Annotated in this window: 3 protein-coding genes; 2 read left to right on the top strand and 1 reads right to left on the bottom strand. The window is 25.5% G+C overall.

Annotated features, from left to right (window positions below; genetic code table 11):
- Positions 1-1,828: autotransporter outer membrane beta-barrel domain-containing protein (locus tag CP960_RS13385; RefSeq protein ID WP_133121162.1), on the bottom strand; the 1,828-nt coding region annotated here is incomplete at its 3' end.
- A gap of 137 nt (positions 1,829-1,965) precedes the next feature.
- On the opposite strand from CP960_RS13385, the gene CP960_RS13380 reads away from it, so the two are divergent.
- Together CP960_RS13380 and CP960_RS13375 are read left to right on the top strand one after the other, a co-directional pair.
- Positions 1,966-2,838, top strand: a complete 873-nt coding sequence (locus CP960_RS13380) for an NAD-dependent epimerase/dehydratase family protein (protein WP_101185962.1) — start codon at positions 1,966-1,968, stop codon at positions 2,836-2,838.
- Entirely contained in the window at positions 2,838-3,581 is a 744-nt protein-coding gene (locus CP960_RS13375; protein WP_162919076.1) for a glycosyltransferase family 2 protein, read from the top strand. The genes CP960_RS13380 and CP960_RS13375 overlap by 1 nt, the downstream gene beginning before the upstream one ends.
- Positions 3,582-3,805 lie beyond the last annotated feature (224 nt).

Below are 3,805 nucleotides of genomic sequence, written 5' to 3'. Positions count from 1 at the left end.
AAGCAGTAGCAACAACAGGAGTAGTTTCCTTAACAGCTTGAGCAACTTCTTTATCAGTTGCTTTACTATTAAGTGCAGAGATAAATCCATCTAAAGTATTACCACTATCTTTTATCTTATCTAATACTCTTGCTGCATCACCTGCATTTGACTCATTTGGTACAGTTGCATCAGCAATTGATTTACCTTCTACAATATTAAAATCAAGTCCATATGAAGTTGAAACTGGTTCAAAATTAACAAGAGCACTATTATCAGTAATATTTAATTTTTCAACATTATAATCACTAGTTGCAGAACCATCAACATAGAATACATTTTGAAGAGTTTGTCCAACAAGAAGATTTTCATTAGGGTTTTTTACAACATTAAAATCAACTGTAGTTCCATCTTCTAATGTAAGATTTTCATTTACAAAAATTTGAGAATATTTAGCATCATTTGCATCTATACTATTATCTACTTTTATTTGGATAACTCCATCTTTACTTTGAGTAAAGTTATTTGTAAATATTTCATAATCTTCATATGAGTTAGAAGAGTATTTTGAATCATTTATATTTAAATATATATTTCCATGGTTTTCAAATAAATTATTTGAATTACCATACGCACGAATATTTCCACTTAAAACTGCATCTATTTCATTTGAAATTGTTAAATTTTCAAAATTTGTATCAATAATTTTAATTGCATAACTATTAGCTAATATACTACCAGAATTGATTATTTTTTTATTTGCAGGCGTAGATACTCCTTTAGTTGAAGCTTTAAATGATACTTCTTGATGGTTTGGATTTTTTATAAAAATACCATTTTGTGAAGAAGTAATTTTACCACTATTGTTAATAGTTACATTACTATTTCTATCTATATTTATAATATATAAACCACTTGTATAATCATTTGGTAAAGTTCCTTCTTTATTTTTAACAGTAATATCTCCTTCATTGGAAAGAGTTGTATCTTCTGCTAAATATTCACTTAATATACCTATTGCAGCATTTGAGTTTTCAAAAAAGATTGTATTTTTATTTATAAGTTTTGCATTATCCTGTTGACTTTTTGCAAAAATACCAATTGAGAAATTATTTTCAGAATTTAAATCATTTATATTTCCATTATTTATAACAGATGAAGAGTTATTTAAATAATCAGCTCTAATCCCTATTATTATAGTATCATTTTCAGAAGATGTATTCTTAAGATTAATATTTCCTTCATTGATAATTGAGCTATTATCATTCATTTTTTTTACTTCAATAGCACTAGTTCCTTCTGAACCATTAGAAGAAATATTTATTTTACCAAGATTTTTTATACTATTAGTTCCTTGCATTGACTCTTGAATTCTAATACCTTCTGTTTCAGCTTCAATAATAGCATCTTTTGAATTTACTATATTAATATCACCTCCGTAAGCATCTATTCCTATTTTTCCTTTAATAAAACCTTCATTTATTATAGATGAATTATTGTATAAATTATTTGAAATATTTATCCCATTTTTATTTTCAGAAATAATATTTCCTTTATTTGTAATAGATAAATTATCAATTGAATTATAAGTATAAATTACATGTTCATCTGATTTTAGCTCTACATCTTTATTTATTATAAGTGTAACATCATTTGCATCAATTTGTATGACATTATCTTCTCCTGAAGAGTAATTAGTTGAAATAGTTTGTGTTGTATTGTCTGTATCAATTTCAATTTCTGCTGCTTTAAAGTCACTTGTAAAGCTACTTATAATTAAAGCAGAAACTATAAGTGATATTTTTCCTCCTTTTAAAATCTTAAATCTTGATTTATAATCATTCTTCATTATAAGCTCCTATTTTTTTTTAACTCATTAATTTTTTATAATTATAACATTTTAAAGTCGCACAAAAGTCACAATAAATAAAATTATTAAAATTTATAAAATATTTGATATTATTTGAAAATTTGAAAGATGAAAATATGAAAAAAAAGATATTAATAACTGGTGGTGCTGGCTTTATAGGAAGTCATTTATGTGAATTTTTATCAAAAGATTGTACATTAGAAGTATTCTCTTTAGATAACTATTCTACGGGGAGTGAAGAAAATCATTTTAATAATGTAAACTATATTAAAGGTAATACAAAAGATATTGATAAATTAATTGACTTTGATATTGATATAGTATATCACTTAGGAGAGTATAGTAGAGTAGAACAAAGTTTTGAAGATACAAAAGTAGTTTGGGAGTCTAATAAAAATGGTACTTTTGCTGTCTTAGAATTTGTTAGAAAGAGAAAATGTAAACTATTATATGCTGGTAGTAGCACAAAGTTTGGAGATGGAGGATTAGGAAGAAGTGCAAGTCCATATGCATGGACAAAGGCTTCAAATACGGAACTTGTTAGAAACTATGGTAATTGGTTTAATATTGATTATGCAATAGTGTATTTTTATAATGTTTATGGGAAAAGAGAGATAAGCAAAGGTAAATATGCTACTTTAATAGGAATATTTAAAGAAAAGATGAAAAATAATAGCCCTTTACCTGTGGTTAGCCCAGGAACTCAAATAAGAAATTTTACTCATATTGATGATATTATAAAAGGACTTATTCTTGTTGGGAATTTTGGTTATGGTGATGAATATGGTATAGGAAATAAAAAATCTTATTCAGTTTTAGAAGTTGCTAAAATGTTTAAAGATGATATTCAAATGTTATCACAAAGAAAAGGAAACAGAATGTCCTCAGTTATAAATACAAAAAAAATTGAAAGTTTAGGTTGGAGTGCACAAGTGGATTTAAGTAGTTATATAAATACTTTAAGAGAAAATAATTGGGAGGACTTGTAGTGAAAATTTCTGTAATTGTTCCTTTTTACAATACTCCTATTGAGAATTTTAAAAATTGTATAAACTCTTTAAAAAAAGTAAATGCATATGAAGTGATTTTAGTAGATGATTGTTCTTCTAATAAAGAAGTTGTAAAACTTGCTAAAAATAGTGGATTTAAGTATATAAAAACAAAAAAACAATCAGGAAGTGATGGTACACCAGTAAATTTAGGAGTTAAAACTGCAAAAGGCGATTATATTTGTAGAGTTGATTCAGATGATATGTTGTTACAGTTACCTCAGAAATTTGATACAGATATATGTTTTGGAAATATTGATAGATTAGGAAGTGCACATAATATAAGTTTAGAAAAATTAATTTTAGCACCTCAAGCTTATTGTAATGCATTAGTTGCAAGAAAAGATATATTTTTAAAGCATCCTTTTGCTACTGATAAAAATGTATATAGTGATATTCTTTTTTTATATCAAATTCTTTATAATGATTATACTTATTCTTATTTTAATAAAGTAAATTATATATATTGTAATACAGAAGGTTCCATTTTAAATTCAAAATCATTCTTACATCAAAGACTTTTAAATATGCAAACGGTTGCAAGGTTTTGTCAATTAGAACAAGTTCCACAAAACTTAGCAGTTAAGTATATGACTATGGCAATGAAAAACTTCTATTATGGTTCAAACTCAATAAAATATCTAAATGAACCAATGCCACTATTTAAAGATTTACCACAATAGATTTATTATTAAAAAGTATATTGAAACAAGAGAGAAAAATTAAGATTAAAACCCCAAACGAAAAAGATATTTCGTTTTAGGGGGATTAAAGATACTAAAATTTCCAAGAGATTTTAGCAGATAAAGTTTGATTAGAGAAAGATGAATCTCTACCTTCATAATTATATTCAAATCTAAAATCAACATCCTCAGAGAAATTAGTTTTAAAACCAATACCAGCTTCA

The organism is Malaciobacter halophilus, from assembly GCF_002837275.1.
GTDB classification, from domain to species: Bacteria; Campylobacterota; Campylobacteria; order Campylobacterales; family Arcobacteraceae; genus Malaciobacter; species Malaciobacter halophilus.
Note: the sequence above shows the minus strand (reverse complement) of the source record. Positions and strands in the feature narration are given on the sequence as shown.